Annotated in this window: 14 protein-coding genes and 1 CRISPR repeat array; of the genes, 10 read left to right on the forward strand and 4 right to left on the reverse strand. The window is 44.1% G+C overall.

Translation table 11 applies throughout. From position 1 onward, the window contains the following. Positions 1 to 359: a CRISPR direct-repeat array (repeat unit 31 nt; unit sequence GGTTTGATGTAGAATAAAGATATAAGACAAC). A gap of 181 nt (positions 360 to 540) precedes the next feature. The 4 genes from HMPREF3034_RS12065 (at position 541) to HMPREF3034_RS12080 (ending at position 3,298) form a co-directional block, all read left to right on the forward strand. After that, the gene (locus HMPREF3034_RS12065; RefSeq protein WP_036900682.1) at positions 541 to 948 is read left to right on the forward strand and encodes a hypothetical protein; all 408 of its coding nucleotides are present in this window, start codon (positions 541 to 543) and stop codon (positions 946 to 948) included. 108 nt (positions 949 to 1,056) lie between these two features. Beyond that, a complete protein-coding gene (locus tag HMPREF3034_RS12070) occupies positions 1,057 to 1,299 on the forward strand; it encodes a hypothetical protein (protein WP_036900679.1) in 243 nt (80 codons plus the stop codon). 391 nt (positions 1,300 to 1,690) lie between these two features. Continuing rightward, entirely contained in the window at positions 1,691 to 2,140 is a 450-nt protein-coding gene (gene bcp / locus HMPREF3034_RS12075) for a thioredoxin-dependent thiol peroxidase (protein ID WP_036900677.1), read from the forward strand. Between the two features lie 123 nt (positions 2,141 to 2,263). Next, positions 2,264 to 3,298 carry a YeiH family protein gene (locus tag HMPREF3034_RS12080; protein ID WP_082721784.1) on the forward strand — a complete coding sequence of 345 codons (1,035 nt, stop codon included), beginning with the start codon at positions 2,264 to 2,266 and terminating at the stop codon, positions 3,296 to 3,298. Here HMPREF3034_RS12080 and HMPREF3034_RS12085 read toward each other — a convergent pair. Together HMPREF3034_RS12085 and HMPREF3034_RS12090 are read right to left on the reverse strand one after the other, a co-directional pair. Next, positions 3,259 to 3,954 carry a hypothetical protein gene (locus HMPREF3034_RS12085; protein ID WP_062435845.1) on the reverse strand — a complete coding sequence of 232 codons (696 nt, stop codon included), beginning with the start codon at positions 3,952 to 3,954 and terminating at the stop codon, positions 3,259 to 3,261. The genes HMPREF3034_RS12080 and HMPREF3034_RS12085 overlap by 40 nt on opposite strands. 11 nt (positions 3,955 to 3,965) lie before the next feature. Beyond that, positions 3,966 to 4,814, reverse strand: a complete 849-nt coding sequence (locus tag HMPREF3034_RS12090; protein ID WP_062435848.1) for an ATP-binding cassette domain-containing protein — start codon at positions 4,812 to 4,814, stop codon at positions 3,966 to 3,968. A 690-nt stretch (positions 4,815 to 5,504) separates the two neighbouring features. Here HMPREF3034_RS12090 and HMPREF3034_RS12095 point away from each other — a divergent pair. The 3 genes from HMPREF3034_RS12095 (at position 5,505) to HMPREF3034_RS12105 (ending at position 7,301) form a co-directional block, all read left to right on the forward strand. Then, positions 5,505 to 6,365 (forward strand): enoyl-ACP reductase FabI, encoded by an 861-nt coding sequence (locus tag HMPREF3034_RS12095; protein WP_036900665.1) that lies wholly within the window; start codon positions 5,505 to 5,507, stop codon positions 6,363 to 6,365. Positions 6,366 to 6,847: 482 nt separating this feature from the next. Continuing rightward, entirely contained in the window at positions 6,848 to 7,033 is a 186-nt protein-coding gene (locus HMPREF3034_RS12100) for a DUF4250 domain-containing protein (RefSeq protein WP_036900662.1), read from the forward strand. 19 nt (positions 7,034 to 7,052) lie between these two features. Further along, positions 7,053 to 7,301 (forward strand): hypothetical protein, encoded by a 249-nt coding sequence (locus HMPREF3034_RS12105; RefSeq protein WP_036900659.1) that lies wholly within the window; start codon positions 7,053 to 7,055, stop codon positions 7,299 to 7,301. Positions 7,302 to 7,378: 77 nt separating this feature from the next. Here the strand turns inward: HMPREF3034_RS12105 and HMPREF3034_RS12110 are convergent, their stop codons facing one another. Together HMPREF3034_RS12110 and HMPREF3034_RS12115 are read right to left on the reverse strand one after the other, a co-directional pair. Then, on the reverse strand, positions 7,379 to 8,758 hold the full coding sequence (locus HMPREF3034_RS12110) for an MATE family efflux transporter (RefSeq protein WP_062435851.1): 1,380 nt from the start codon (positions 8,756 to 8,758) through the stop codon (positions 7,379 to 7,381). Positions 8,759 to 9,225: 467 nt separating this feature from the next. Continuing rightward, positions 9,226 to 10,059 carry a YaaA family protein gene (locus HMPREF3034_RS12115; protein WP_369796382.1) on the reverse strand — a complete coding sequence of 278 codons (834 nt, stop codon included), beginning with the start codon at positions 10,057 to 10,059 and terminating at the stop codon, positions 9,226 to 9,228. Between the two features lie 70 nt (positions 10,060 to 10,129). On the opposite strand from HMPREF3034_RS12115, the gene HMPREF3034_RS12120 reads away from it, so the two are divergent. The 3 genes from HMPREF3034_RS12120 (at position 10,130) to HMPREF3034_RS12130 (ending at position 13,930) form a co-directional block, all read left to right on the forward strand. Beyond that, positions 10,130 to 11,671, forward strand: coding sequence for a glycine--tRNA ligase (locus HMPREF3034_RS12120; protein WP_036899758.1), 1,542 nt, complete (start codon positions 10,130 to 10,132; stop codon positions 11,669 to 11,671). A gap of 4 nt (positions 11,672 to 11,675) precedes the next feature. Beyond that, positions 11,676 to 12,350, forward strand: coding sequence for an FKBP-type peptidyl-prolyl cis-trans isomerase (locus HMPREF3034_RS12125; protein ID WP_231725683.1), 675 nt, complete (start codon positions 11,676 to 11,678; stop codon positions 12,348 to 12,350). A 95-nt stretch (positions 12,351 to 12,445) separates the two neighbouring features. Beyond that, positions 12,446 to 13,930 carry an oligosaccharide flippase family protein gene (locus HMPREF3034_RS12130; protein ID WP_062435857.1) on the forward strand — a complete coding sequence of 495 codons (1,485 nt, stop codon included), beginning with the start codon at positions 12,446 to 12,448 and terminating at the stop codon, positions 13,928 to 13,930. Positions 13,931 to 14,240: the final 310 nt, after the last annotated feature.

Genomic DNA, 14,240 nt, shown 5'->3' on the forward strand with positions numbered 1-14,240 from the left:
GGTTTGATGTAGAATAAAGATATAAGACAACCGTATTCACGGAAGAGGAATACATTACACGTTGTGGTTTGATGTAGAATAAAGATATAAGACAACTAGGTTGTTTGAACGAAGAAGTATCCTGTTGTTGTGGTTTGATGTAGAATAAAGATATAAGACAACTAAAGGCGAGATTAATCAAACTAGTAGTGAGTTGTGGTTTGATGTAGAATAAAGATATAAGACAACACTCGAACCCGAATGCCTGCCTATTAGGTAGTTGTGGTTTGATGTAGAATAAAGATATAAGACAACGGACTTGGTGCGGGCGTTACGACCTTGAAGTTGTGGTTTGATGTAGAATAAAGATATAAGACAACGAAACAGGCTGATTAATGCGCCTGTTTTCCTCTTAAAAAGAATTATGTCACTTACGGCTCTGTTGATGAAGAGAGTGGCAGATATTGTGTAGAGCTGGAATTTTACAGCCTTCACGATGGCGACCAGATTGTTTCACTCTGGTTCGACAAAGAAAACCCTAACGAAACATTTGCTGAAGCATTGAGCGATTATTATGAAGACTTTGATGTGGATGAGTATGTGGGTATGTGGCTCGACGCTAAAAAAGAACGTCCTTCTGTGTGCAACTTGTCAGCACGTCAGTTAGTAGAAGATGGTGAAGATGTGGATAAGTTTCTTGGAAAGTTGAGCGATGAAATAGACAAAAGCCTTCGCAACGTACCAACTGAAACAGCCGTTAAGCGTCTTCTGTTTGCAATACAGCGCGGTGTGGTGAATGCTACTCGCATAATGCAAAGAGGCTCTTTCTGGTGCGATAGATGCACTGTTATGCCAGTCTTTTGTTCTTATGGTCAAATTGGATATACTTTCAATTTCGACTGGTGCGACCAGACAATAGAATGGGATTACGAATTAGGGAAAGTAACACTAAACGGTGTTCAACGATAAAACAAAGATATAATGAAAACATCAAATAAATTACATTCCTTCCTGCTCAGTCAGCAGGAAGGGCAAACACTCCTCACTGCAAAGGATTATCCCTGGAGTGTATTGCAGGTGATACCGACCACTCCTGATAAGTTCAACCAGGTAGTGGAAAAGCTCAAGGAGCGCGGCATGGTAGCCACTCACGACACCGATCGCACATTTTGTATCATACACCTCGCTTCGGGCGACCATGACGGCCAACATCCAGAGCGACACATCAATGTCACTCAGAGTAACTATGAGCAGATAATAGAGGATCTGAAGGACGTGATGGCTCAGGCTGCTGTGTGGTATAAAACGAATGTATTATAGACCATTCAAAGAATAGGAATTTATGGAACATGATATGATATTAATACGAGAACTTTACGACTTAATTTGTAAAAGTCAGTACAAAAGTGTGTTACTTTTCACTGAGGTGAAATCTTACTAAAGTTTTTTACCTTACAAGAAATTCCAAAGCGTAAATCCGAGTTGTGGTTTGATGTAGAATAAAGATATAAAAGAACGAGGATACAAAACAATTATTTCACATTAATTTTGTCGATAATATACGAGTTTAACGCTAACTATATACCCTTTATCCCTTATTTTCATTACCTTTGTAGCTGAAATACTGCACTCGACAATTTGAAAAAAGGTTTTCATTGTGTTCGTGTGCACCATATTTCCGCCAATAAACAACAACTAAACACATTTAACTATGGAAGTAGGAAATAAGGCACCCGAAGTATTGGGACGCGACGAAAAAGGTAACGAGATTAAATTGAGCGACTTCAAAGGACAAAAGCTGGTATTATATTTCTATCCAAAGGACAGTACATCGGGTTGCACTACAGAGGCTTGCAATCTACGCGACAACTACTCCGAACTTCGCAAAGCTGGCTATGCAGTCGTAGGTGTAAGCGTTCAGGATGAGAAGTCTCACCAGAAATTCATCGATAAAAATGAGTTGCCCTTCCCACTCATCGCAGATACCGAGAAGACATTGAATGAAGCTTTCGGCGTATGGGGTGAGAAGAGCATGTATGGTCGTAAATATTTTGGTACATTCCGTACCACCTTTATCATCAACGAAGAGGGAATCGTAGAACGTATCTTCACTCCCAAAGAAATCAAGGTAAAGGAACACGCCAAGCAAATACTTGGGTAAACGTTTACCCCCATCTCTCTACTCAAGATACGAGAGTAACGATTATTAATAATATACCACCAATCAATAACTCCGCTCTACCCTCTTTCTTTCATATCAAGAGATAGAGAGCGGCCTCTTTTTATGCAATTATCATCATCAAGGAGCAGTATGCTCCACGGAGTGCTACTGATAACACTCTTCGCTTGCGCCGCATTCTACATCGGCGACATGTCATTCGTCAAGCAGATTTCATTCAGTCCGATGATTGTCGGTATCATTTTAGGTATGCTCTATGCCAACAGTCTCCGCAATAATCTGCCCGAAACATGGGTTCCCGGTATCGCTTTCTGTTCTAAACGAATCCTCCGTATCGGTATCATCCTTTACGGTTTCCGACTCACTTTTCAGGATGTTACAGCCGTAGGATTACCTGCCATCGCCATCGATGCCATCATGGTGACGGTCACGGTATGCGGTGGTATACTCATCGGACGACTGCTCCACATGGACCGAGGCATCGCTTTGCTCACATCGGTTGGCAGTGGTATCTGTGGAGCCGCCGCTGTATTAGGTGCCGAGTCGGCCATTAAAATCAAACCATATAAGACGGCTGTGGCCGTTGCCACGGTCGTTATCTTCGGCACACTCTCCATGTTCCTCTATCCTATATTGTATCGTAGCGGCATATTTGAGTTATCTCCTGAGGCCATGGGTATTTTTGCCGGTTCTTCCATTCACGAAGTTGCACACGTCGTTGGTGCCGGCAATGCCATGGGTAAAGAAGTTTCCGACGTAGCCATCATCGTCAAAATGATCCGTGTCATGATGCTTGTACCGGTACTATTAGTCATTAGTTACAGCGTAGCACGTGCTACCAGACAAAATGCAAGCGATAATAAGCGCGGCAAAATCACCATTCCTTGGTTTGCCATTCTATTTTTAGCCGTTATCGGGTTCAACTCTTTCGACCTCTTGCCCGAATCTCTAGTGAACTTTATCAACACTTTTGATACGTTCCTTCTGACCATGGCCATGACCGCACTTGGTGCCGAAACGAGCATCGAGAAGTTTAAGAAAGCCGGTTTTAAACCCTTCGTATTAGCAGCCATTCTTTATCTTTGGCTCATTGGTGGAGGCTATTGTTTGGCTAAATTCGTCGTTCCGGTATTGGTATAAATACATATATATAAACAAAAGAAGCCGTGAGAATTCACGGCTTCTTTTGTTTGATAGGTAAGATAATATTCCATACCACCCAAGACCATTCCACATACGACAACAGTCACCAATGGTCCCACCCTGCGGAACACTACCATCGTCACCAAAAAGACGGTATGAATCCATAAATCTCGACAAGTAAAGAAGTCTTGATTCGCACATATATCACGCCAAACATAAGGAGTTATCATGCTATACGAATCAATAGAGACTATCAAGTGCAATATATAGTAGAATAATTCTGTACACATCCAAACACCTAAAAATAGTGCAAAGAAAGACAACAATCCAAAGAGGTAACGCGACAAAAACTTCTCTAGAAAAGAAGCAGGTAACATCAACTCTGATACCAACTCATGTGGCTTACACATCCCCAGCATGATTCCCATGCCGGAAATAACGAATACTATTCTCAAAAACGTAGCCACAATACCTCCTAAAAACTTGGTCACAGACATTTGCATATCTTCTATATGAAGGAGTGGGATTATCATATATAAGAATGCGGCACCCAATACTGCGCCTAAGAGTCCCGGCCAATAGCGTAAGCAGCCAGTGTATATGCGCCACTTCAATAGTTTCCCAAATCTACGTATGTTAAATGTTTCCATCATATTTCCTCCATTTAATTGTGTTCTTGGTTTTCCAGATTGGTAAAATTTGCTTGATTCACCATTGCATTGAACAGTAATTCCAAGTTCAAGAGCGTATCTTTATCGCCTGTTTGACGGTGACACATCACAGCATTGCCTTGCAATGCCGGTTCTGCGTAAATAACTGTATCGTCCATCTCGCTCTGTCGGCGATAGCCGAAAGTGTATCTATCGGTCAGTTCCCCCACTGAAGCATTGAGCAAGAGTTGTGAATGGTCAAGCAGTAAGATATGGTCGAGCAGCGACTCCACATCGTGTACTTGATGAGTAGAGATAATCATGGTGCGCTCTTCGGTCATGTTGTTGGCTATAATCTTGCGGAAGAGACTCTTCGAAGGTATATCCAAGCCGTTGGTAGGTTCGTCCATTACCAGCAACCGAGTTCCCGAAGCCAATGCCAAACACATATATACTTTCTTCTTTTGTCCCATAGAGAGTTCGTTCAACCGTTTCACTTCGGGCAATTCAAACTCCGACAAGCACTTGATTAACACCTCGTCGGAAAACCGAGGATAAAAGTCACGGTGCATCTCAATACACTTCATCATACTCATCCGTGGCATTTCAAATGTTTCGGGGACGATATACACATCCTGCAACATCTCCACTCGACGTGCATTTACGTCCATACAGTCAATATACACACGTCCTTGCTGCGGACGCAACAAACCGCAAACAAGATTGAGCAACGTACTCTTACCCATCCCATTTTTACCCAATAGACCGTAGATGCGGTTTTCCGGCAAAGAAAGCGAGAAGTCGTCGAACACCGGTTCTACCTTCTTGCTATAGCCAAACGTCATGTTTTGAATTTCTATCATACCCGTATTTTTAAACCAACCTTAGTGTACTACTATAATAGCACGCTGCAAATGCATTTCATTTTAGACTTTCTTGCAATTTTTTCTCAATATTTTTTCATATCACCGTGATTTTTTGAACAGTAAGTATATAACATGTCGCGTACCTACATAAAATAGAATAATCCCCACAATTCAAAACTTATGAACTTAGAAACTTATAAACTGAACTCTAAACTCGTCTACTTATCAACTCTATATACCCTCCTTCCCCTTTTGGGAAACCACCGGTCATCGACCTAATAGTCGCTGTTGGCGTAACAGGTGCTTTCTTTCTACTCATTACTTGTATACTTGTCAACTCTATATATCCTCACTCCCCTTTTGGGGAGGGACGGGGTGGGGCTGTTGCAGCGCCTTGTCAGCGTTACTGCCTAGCCCATTCAGCATTGCTGCAAAGCCTAGACAGCGATGTTGCCACGCCCTTGCAGCCAACCAGTTAACAAGTAGACGAGTTGACAAGTGATAAGTTATGGAGTTGACAAGTGACGAGTTGGGAATGAAAAACTCATGAACTCACGCCTCTATAATATGCACAACACAGCCCTATCTGTGCAAAAACGGGTAAGAAATAGGACAATTCGGTTGGCTTATCAACAAAAAACACATACCTTTGCATTCTCAAATTATTATATAGAAACAAATAAAACGATGAGTTACAATCTTTTAAAAGGTAAAAAGGGTATTGTTTTCGGGGCACTGAACGACAAATCGATTGCTTGGAAGGTTGCCGTAAAGGCAGTAGAAGAGGGCGCACAGATTGTGCTGTCCAACACTCCTATGGCTATCCGTATGGGAGAAGTTGCCGCATTGGCCAAGCAAACTGGCGCAGAAGTCATTGCTGCCGACGCTACCAATGTGGAAGACCTTGAAAACGTATTCAAGAGAGCTATGGAAGTTCTCGGTGGTCCGGTGGACTTCGTACTCCACTCTATCGGTATGTCGCCCAATGTGCGTAAGAAGAGAACTTACGACGATCTAGACTACAAGATGCTCGGACAGACACTCGACATATCAGCCATTTCATTTCATAAGATGATTCAGGCTGCCAAGAAATTAAATGCGATTGCAGAATACGGTTCTGTTGTTGCCCTCACCTACGTGGCTGCACAGCGCACATTCTTGGGTTATAACGACATGGCAGATGCCAAAGCTTTGCTCGAATCTATCGCTCGTAGCTTCGGTTATATCTATGGCCGTGAGCACAACGTACGTGTGAACACCATCTCACAATCGCCCACAATGACCACAGCCGGTGCCGGTATCAAAGGTATGGATCGTCTGTACGACTTCGCTAACCGCATGTCGCCACTAGGCAATGCCACGGCCGATGAGTGCGCCGACTACTGTATTGTGATGTTCTCCGATCTCACTCGTAAGGTAACTATGCAGAACCTCTTCCACGATGGTGGCTTCTCTAGCATGGGTATGAGCCTGCGTGCCATGACAGCCTACGAGAAAGGTATCGCCGACGAGTACAAAGATGAAGAAGGAAACATTATCTACGGATAATGTAGTAAAACATTGCTACGATTTAAGAACAACATTTTCAATCAATAAGTAGCAGTGTTAAAGCAAAATAGAGATGTAAAATCTACTTATAACATATAAGTAAATGTATATCAATGCCAGTCCGAAGGACTGCCTATAAATAGCTGGGGACTATCAAGCGATAGCGAAGATAGTCTCCGGTTTATAATATTCGGGGTATCCAGTCTGGCAAGACTGCCCACGCACAATCTGTTATACAATTGGCAAACTTGAGGGAGTCTTATCAAACACGAATTGGTCTTTGCCTTATCTCCGTAGGTTTTTGCTGCGCTCCAATGCAACACCGATGAAGCGATAATCTTTCATACAACAATCATCAAGATATGAAATCAACAAACATTCATCTGTTAACTCCCTCTATAACTCCAATGCCAGATAGGCATTTAACTCCCGATCACTCCAAAGTTGAGCATCGCTGCGAAACTTAAATACTCTTTATACACATGGACCACCTACCACAAAACGACATACCGATGCTTGTTTCGGCCATCAACTTCCTGTTGCGCGACGAAGAATTTGACAATCTTGACCAGATATGTTACCATTTCAACATAGGCAGAAAAGACTTGGAGGCACGCATGGCAAAGGCCGGTTTCCAATATTCGGAGACTGAGAAGCGATTTTGGTAAACCACAAACATCGACTTATATGATTACAAAAGACAGTATAGAATCGGCTTACAGCTTCTTCCATCAGAAGTATCGTGTGTATCAATACTCCACACTCGATTGGCAAAAAGACGATATAGAATATGCTATTGGTTCGTACGTGGCTGACATGAACAAGGACTTGTACGCGCTATTGGCCAATGGAAATGATTCATATCTGCTAGACCATACCTGCTTTGATGCCGACCTTTCATCGGCAGTGGAGCGGTTGGAGGAAATGTTGGAGTGAGTTTTTGAGTTGTTCTGTTTCTGAATTAATGAGTTATTGAGGGAGTTCTTGAGTCGGAAAGGGCTTGAGTTGTTCCCTTAACCTAACTTGGCTTGCAGCCATTTACCGCGATACAAACGCCAAAGGAACATGCAACCACGGAACGTAAGTTCCGCTGCCATAGCTGTCCAAACCCCTTTCAGGCCATAATGAGGTGCCAATAAAGCTGCTGTGGTAAGACGTAAGCACCACATACTGCCCAAGTTGATGAGTGCAGGACGCAAAGTATCGCCAGCTCCCACACATACACTGTAGGCCACAATGGCTGCAGCAAAGAACGGTTCTGCAAAGGCTTCGATGCGAAGAGATTGTATACCTAGTTCACGAATGGCCTCAACGGGGGTAAGCACACCAATCATTTCGGGCGCAAAAATATACATGATAACACCCATAAAGGCCATGACTGCCATGCCAAGAGCCACTGTCATATAAGCGAAATTACGACAAAGGTCGAGTCGACCGGCTCCTTTGCTCTGCCCCACAAGCGTGGTCGCCGCATCGGCAATACCGTAACCGGGCATATAACAAAGGCTTTCGGCCGTGATGGCAAAGGTATTGGCCGCAATGGCAAAGTTGCCTAGAGGTGCCACAATGATGGTGCTGACTATCTGAGCCGTACTCATCAAGATAGATTGAGCAGCCATTGGAGCGCCTATCTTCACTGCATTACGTACATAATCCCATACCCAACGGAATGGAGCTGTATCTAGTCGGAGTGCCAATATCTTACTCCGGAAGATGGCAAAATAGGCTTGTGAGAACGCACCGCACATGATAGCGAGAGCCGTTCCGATAGCGGCGCCGACGACACCGAGACCAAACCGGAAGATAAAAATATAGTTGAAAAGCACGTCAAGCACACACATGGCCACATTGACGACACTAGGTACACGCATATTTCCAGAACTCTTAAGCATTGCTCCGGACAAGTTGCCAAGCTGGAAAAAGGGCATGGCCAGCGCATAAATCAAGAAATAGAGCGATGCTTCATGCGCTATGTCGGCACCACCACCCAACCAATACGGTAATGGTTTATGCACCAAGAAACCGCAAAAAGCTACAAACAGACTCAAGAAGAAGGTACATATCAGTCCATGACGGAACACCTGACGCGCCTTGTCGAAGTCGTTGGCACCGATAAAGTGAGCCACTTGCACGGAGAACCCCATGGAAGAAGCATACGTAAAAGCCCCTAACAACCATGTAGTACTCTCTACCAAGCCGATAGCAGCAGACGGACGAGCACCGAGCTGTCCCACCATTGAGGCATCAATGAAGAACATCAGTACCGAAGTAATCTGTGACAAGATAGACGGAATACTCAATTCGACAATGAGATTGAGCTTCTCGCGATTCGTCATCGTGGCTCCCAGACGAATTCGTTCCAACAAGGCGTCGGTTTGTTTGCTGCTAAACATATATCAATATTGTATGTGCAAAATTAGTATAATCCTATCGCTTACCAAAATATAGTGTCCATTAAAATGGCTAAACTTACTTTGCCGATAACAGAAAAGAGGTGATTCCTGTATCTAACAGAAATCACCTCTTTCCCCTTTCATTTCTATTGCTTTCTTTTATTCGTGCCTCGTGGCACATCAATCTCTCAAATTTCTCTTGTTACTTGCGTACTTATTATCCCATCTTCTTACCTTAAACTAGATACCGTATTGAGATTTACATTCTTTATTATCTTATTATCTATTAACTTTTCGCACGCTAATTTCGTTCAATTTTGATGATGCAAAGATATATGGTATCGCAAAATTACATCTCAAAACAAACTTGTCTTTTTCATTATACCGTTTAATTCTTGACATAAATCAAGTACGTGTGTCCGCACACAAAAGTACACTTATCATCCTCTAAGAAACATCTAAGACCATTATCCCTCCATGACAAAGAGCGGATGAAGTCCATCTTCTGAATCATAACGATATGAAAAGCCTTCAAATTCAAAGTTTTTGAGTTGATCGGGATCTTTGATTTGATGCCTAATCACATCATTAGCCATGGCTCCACGACACATTTTGCAATACACGACGATGCTCTTCAACTTGCCATTCTTATCCACCATGAACTCCGGTTCTATCACTTTCACCTCACGTTTAACACGCTTCCAGTCAAAAAGATGCTTCATTTCAGCACTTGCCACATTCAATAACACGCCATCATCTTGCTTCACTGAGTCTATCAATACGTCTGTCAAGAGCGGTTTCCAATAGTCAAACATGCGCTGACCACCATTCTCTCCCAAGTAGACAGAGCCTTCCAAACGGTAGTTCTTAATCATATCGAGGGGACGCAACAGACCGTATAAGAACGATGTTATCCACAAATGCCCCTGCGCATATGCTAATTCCACATCAGAAAAGCTACCTGCTTGCAGATATTTATAGGCTATTCCAGTGTACGAGAAGATAGTTTCCATCTTCGGTTCAGGCTCTAAAAATGTGGTATAGCGATGCTTATTGAGTGCAGCTAGCTGATGATTGATTTTCAACATAGCCCCTAATTCTTCGGCACTGTAGCTCATCATCTGCGTAGCTATGGCCTCAGCCTGTTGTTGAAACATCGGTATCGTACCTTTTCGGCTATCGTATAATCGCTCGGAAGTCATGTCCTTGGCGCATGATAAAAGTATTTGCATCGTCTGATAGTTTCTTACAAAGGTAAGCATAAAGCCTGTAAAGCCATGTTCTTTATGAAGTTTTTGCATTTTTAATAGACAGTCTGTCAGAAATATTGTGTACCTTTGCCGAGTTAAAAAGGTAAACAAAAGATAAATCATGGCACAAGAAGATGTTTTCAAGAAGATAGTTTCCCATTGTAAGGAATACGGGTTTGTCTTCCCAAGTAGTGATATTTACGATGGCCTCGCAGCTGTCTACGATTACGGACAGAACGGTGTTGAGCTGAAAAACAATATCAAAGAGTATTGGTGGAAGAGCATGGTGTTGCTCCACGAGAATATCGTAGGTATCGATTCTTCCATCTTCATGCACCCAACAATATGGAAAGCGAGCGGTCACGTGGATGCTTTCAACGATCCATTGATTGATAATCGCGACTCCAAGAAGCGTTACCGCGCCGACAATCTCATCGAAGACCAGTTGGGAAAATACGAAGAAAAAATTGAAAAAGAGATAGCTAAGGCTCGCAAACGTTTTGGCGACAGCTTCGACGAAGCTAAATTCCGCGAGACAAATCCCCGAGTTCTGGAGCATCAACAAAAACATGACGCCCTTCACGAACGCTATACGAAGGCTATGCAAGGCCCAGATTTAGAGGAACTCAAGCAGATAATACTCGACGAAGAGATTGTAGACCCCATCTCAGGCACAAAGAACTGGACGGATGTACGCCAGTTTAACTTGATGTTCTCTACCGAAATGGGCTCTCTCTCAGACGCTGCCAACAAGATATATCTGCGTCCTGAAACCGCACAAGGTATCTTTGTGAACTATCTGAATGTTCAGAAGACCGGCCGTATGAAGCTTCCTTTCGGTATCGCACAGATTGGTAAAGCTTTCCGTAATGAGATTGTGGCACGCCAATTCGTATTCCGTATGCGCGAATTCGAGCAGATGGAGATGCAATTCTTCTGCCAACCGGGTACCGAAATAAAGTGGTTTGAATATTGGAAGAAGGCTCGTTTGGCATGGCATGAGGGTCTCAATATGGGCAATGAGAACTACCGTTATCACGACCATGAGAAGTTGGCGCACTACGCTAATGCCGCTACCGACATTGAATTTAAGATGCCTTTCGGCTTCAAGGAGGTGGAAGGAATCCACTCACGCACCAATTTCGACCTCTCACAACATGAGAAATTCTCCGGCCGACAGATTAAATACTTCGATCCGGAAACCAATGAAAGCTATGTACCTTACGTTGTTGAGACCTCAATCGGTGTTGACCGTATGTTCTTAAGCGTCATGTGTCACAGCTATACAGAAGAGAAATTGGAGAATGGAGAGACTCGCGTAGTTCTTCGTTTGCCCGAAGCTTTGGCGCCAATCAAATGCGCTGTGCTCCCATTAGTGAAGAAGGACGGACTCCCAGAGAAAGCTCGTGAGATAGTAGACCAACTGAAATTCCACTTCAACACACACTACGAAGAGAAAGATTCAATCGGTAAACGCTATCGTAGACAAGATGCTATCGGTACGCCTTTCTGCGTTACGGTAGACCACGATACGTTAAACGACAACAAAGTGACGTTGCGTTTCCGCGATACTATGGCTCAGGAGCGCGTCGACATCGCCGAGTTGCGCAACATCATTGAGGATCGTGTGAGCATCACAAGCGTTCTCAAGAAACTTCAGTAAACCTATGGAAATGAGAAAACTGGCCGACTATACAGTGCTATTATTGCTTGCTGTGGTCTTCGGACTTACATCTTGCAAAGAGGGAGACGACAATAAGGTGGACGAGTTCCCTAATTGGGAAACCACCAATACGACTTATTTCAACACCATCTATCAAAAAGCAAAGGATGCAGCAGCAACAGGTGACGCTTCTTGGAAGGTATTTAAGAGTTATGCGTTTGCCGATAATGTGCACAACGACGCCATCGACCACATTGTAGTCAAGGTACAAAAGAGTGGCACAGGGACGGTTTCGCCCCTTTACACCGACTCAGTCCGCATACATTATCAAGGACGCTTGCTGCCGTCAACGAGTTATAAAGACGGTTATATCTTCGATCAATCATGGGTACGTGGTTACGATTACGATCTCAAGACCATGGTTCCGGCCAAGATGTTAGTCTCCGGAACAGTTGACGGATTTGCTACTGCGCTCATGCACATGCATCTTGGAGACCGTTGGACTGTTTACATTCCTTACCAATTGGGCTATGGTAAGAGCGCCAACTCTACCATTCCGGCCTACTCCACGCTTGTCTTCGACATCACACTCGTAGGCATCTACAGAGCCGGGCAGGTAATACCATCTTACAGAGCCAGCGAAGCAAAGCAGGCATCAGGATGGATTGAGCAAGATTAAAAACTTCAAACGTATACAAGAAGAGGTAAAAGACAGGAACATCCATCCGTCTCTTACCTCTTTTTTTGTTTCCTTCAATATGGAGACATCATTGCATGAAAGAACAAGAACAGACAGACAACTACACCCACATCCTCAAATATACCGGCTTATTCGGTGGTATGCAAGGGATAAGCATCTTGGTAGGAATCATCCGTACCAAGTTGGTGGCAATGATTCTCGGCCCAAATGGCGTGGGCCTCATGTCTCTGTTCAACTCCACCATCCGTCTACTTGGCGATGCTAGTCAACTAGGTTTGCCGGTCAGTGGGATTCGGAAAATATCCTATGCCTACGAACATGGTAACCAAGAAGAACTCGACCACTACATCAAACTGATTCGTTCATGGAGCATCATCACCGGCATCGTGGGCATGATACTATGCGTTGTCCTCAGTCCGGTGCTCAATTCGTGGACTTTCAACTGGGGAAACCACACACTACACTTCATGCTTCTCGCCCCCATCGTGGCATTATCGACCATCACGGGAGGCGAACTGGCTGTTCTCAAAGGTACACGCCGTCTCCGCCCACTAGCCTTTATCTCGCTCTTCCAAGTGGTCTTGGCACTCATCATCTCTGTTCCTTTATTCCTAGCTTGGCAGCTGTCGGCCATCATCCCGTCACTTCTGTTGATAGCCTTAGGCCAAATGTTGCTCACCATCGGCTACTCTTACCGCTACCATCCGCTTCATTTATCACTCCACAAAGATTTTCTATCACAAGCCAACAGTACCATCCGACTCGGTATCGCTTTCATGTTGTCGGCTATGATGGGCAGCGGAGCAGAGTTTATCATCCGCCTTTTCCTCAATACCCACGGCAATCTTGATGATGTAGGACTGTATAATGCAGGTTTCATGATGACTATGACCTATGCCGGAATCGTATTTACAGCCTTGGAAACCGACTATTTTCCGCGCTTATCGGCCATTGGTAACGACATCATACAGCAAAACCGGCTTATCAACCGACAGATAGAGGTCTCGCTACTCATGCTTGCGCCACTTCTTATTATATTTCTTGTAGGCATGCCCATCATTCTTCCACTTCTCTATAGTGGTAAGTTCTTACCGGCACTTAGCATGGTACAGCCGGCAATCTTAGCCATGTATCTACGAGCTATCACCCTCCCGCTCTGCTATATACCACTCTCTCGTGGCGACTCTTCCACCTATTTAATTATAGAAGGACTCTCCGCTACAGCCATCATCGGTGTCGTTTGCTTTGGATTCACCCATTGGGGACTCACCGGAGCCGGCTTCGGAATCCTCTTGGCAGGTATGATTGACTCCATTGTTTCAAATATGATGGCCTACCATCGTTATGGTTATCGCATGAGTCGAAGCAACATTGGCTACACCATTTTCCACATCCTCGTAGCGCTATGTGCTTATGTCGTGGTGATTAACACCCAAGGTACGGCCTATTGGACAGCGGGATTCGTCCTCTTCCTCATCAGTGCCACCTTTTCATGGCGCATATTACAGCAGAAGACCGACATAGTTCGCCGTATCAAAGAGCGCATACATAAAAGATAAGGAAGCCTCAGTAGATTCATCAAAAGTTTCTTATCATCTTGAATCTCTATTCCCTCATCCCTCATCTAAGTATCTTCCCTGAAGGAAGAAGAGCGGAATGGAACTTGTTTTTGGCATCGTTCTATCCCGTAGGCCTAAAGCCCCGCGATAAAAAAGAATCCCTTATTGTCCGAAGGACAACCCTATGAATAACCGTAAGCCTTTAATCTTACGGTAAATGGCACCTCACAATGTTGAGTCTGAAAGACTCCCCCACAACCCAACAGAGGCCTCTCCCCAGAGGGTGTGTCAAAATTGATATACTCTCTTT

Source organism: Prevotella sp. DNF00663 (assembly GCF_001553265.1).
In the GTDB taxonomy this organism is placed as follows: Bacteria; Bacteroidota; Bacteroidia; order Bacteroidales; family Bacteroidaceae; genus Prevotella.

Coding starts and splice junctions, on each gene's coding strand:
- bcp (WP_036900677.1), top strand. CDS start 1,691: ATGGAAGTAGGAAATAAGGCACCCGAAGTATTGGGACGCGACGAAAAA.
- HMPREF3034_RS12080 (WP_082721784.1), top strand. CDS start 2,264: ATGCAATTATCATCATCAAGGAGCAGTATGCTCCACGGAGTGCTACTG.
- HMPREF3034_RS12085 (WP_062435845.1), bottom strand. CDS start 3,954: ATGATGGAAACATTTAACATACGTAGATTTGGGAAACTATTGAAGTGG.
- HMPREF3034_RS12090 (WP_062435848.1), bottom strand. CDS start 4,814: ATGATAGAAATTCAAAACATGACGTTTGGCTATAGCAAGAAGGTAGAA.
- HMPREF3034_RS12095 (WP_036900665.1), top strand. CDS start 5,505: ATGAGTTACAATCTTTTAAAAGGTAAAAAGGGTATTGTTTTCGGGGCA.
- HMPREF3034_RS12100 (WP_036900662.1), top strand. CDS start 6,848: ATGGACCACCTACCACAAAACGACATACCGATGCTTGTTTCGGCCATC.
- HMPREF3034_RS12105 (WP_036900659.1), top strand. CDS start 7,053: ATGATTACAAAAGACAGTATAGAATCGGCTTACAGCTTCTTCCATCAG.
- HMPREF3034_RS12110 (WP_062435851.1), bottom strand. CDS start 8,758: ATGTTTAGCAGCAAACAAACCGACGCCTTGTTGGAACGAATTCGTCTG.
- HMPREF3034_RS12115 (WP_369796382.1), bottom strand. CDS start 10,059: ATGCAAAAACTTCATAAAGAACATGGCTTTACAGGCTTTATGCTTACC.
- HMPREF3034_RS12120 (WP_036899758.1), top strand. CDS start 10,130: ATGGCACAAGAAGATGTTTTCAAGAAGATAGTTTCCCATTGTAAGGAA.
- HMPREF3034_RS12125 (WP_231725683.1), top strand. CDS start 11,676: ATGGAAATGAGAAAACTGGCCGACTATACAGTGCTATTATTGCTTGCT.
- HMPREF3034_RS12130 (WP_062435857.1), top strand. CDS start 12,446: ATGAAAGAACAAGAACAGACAGACAACTACACCCACATCCTCAAATAT.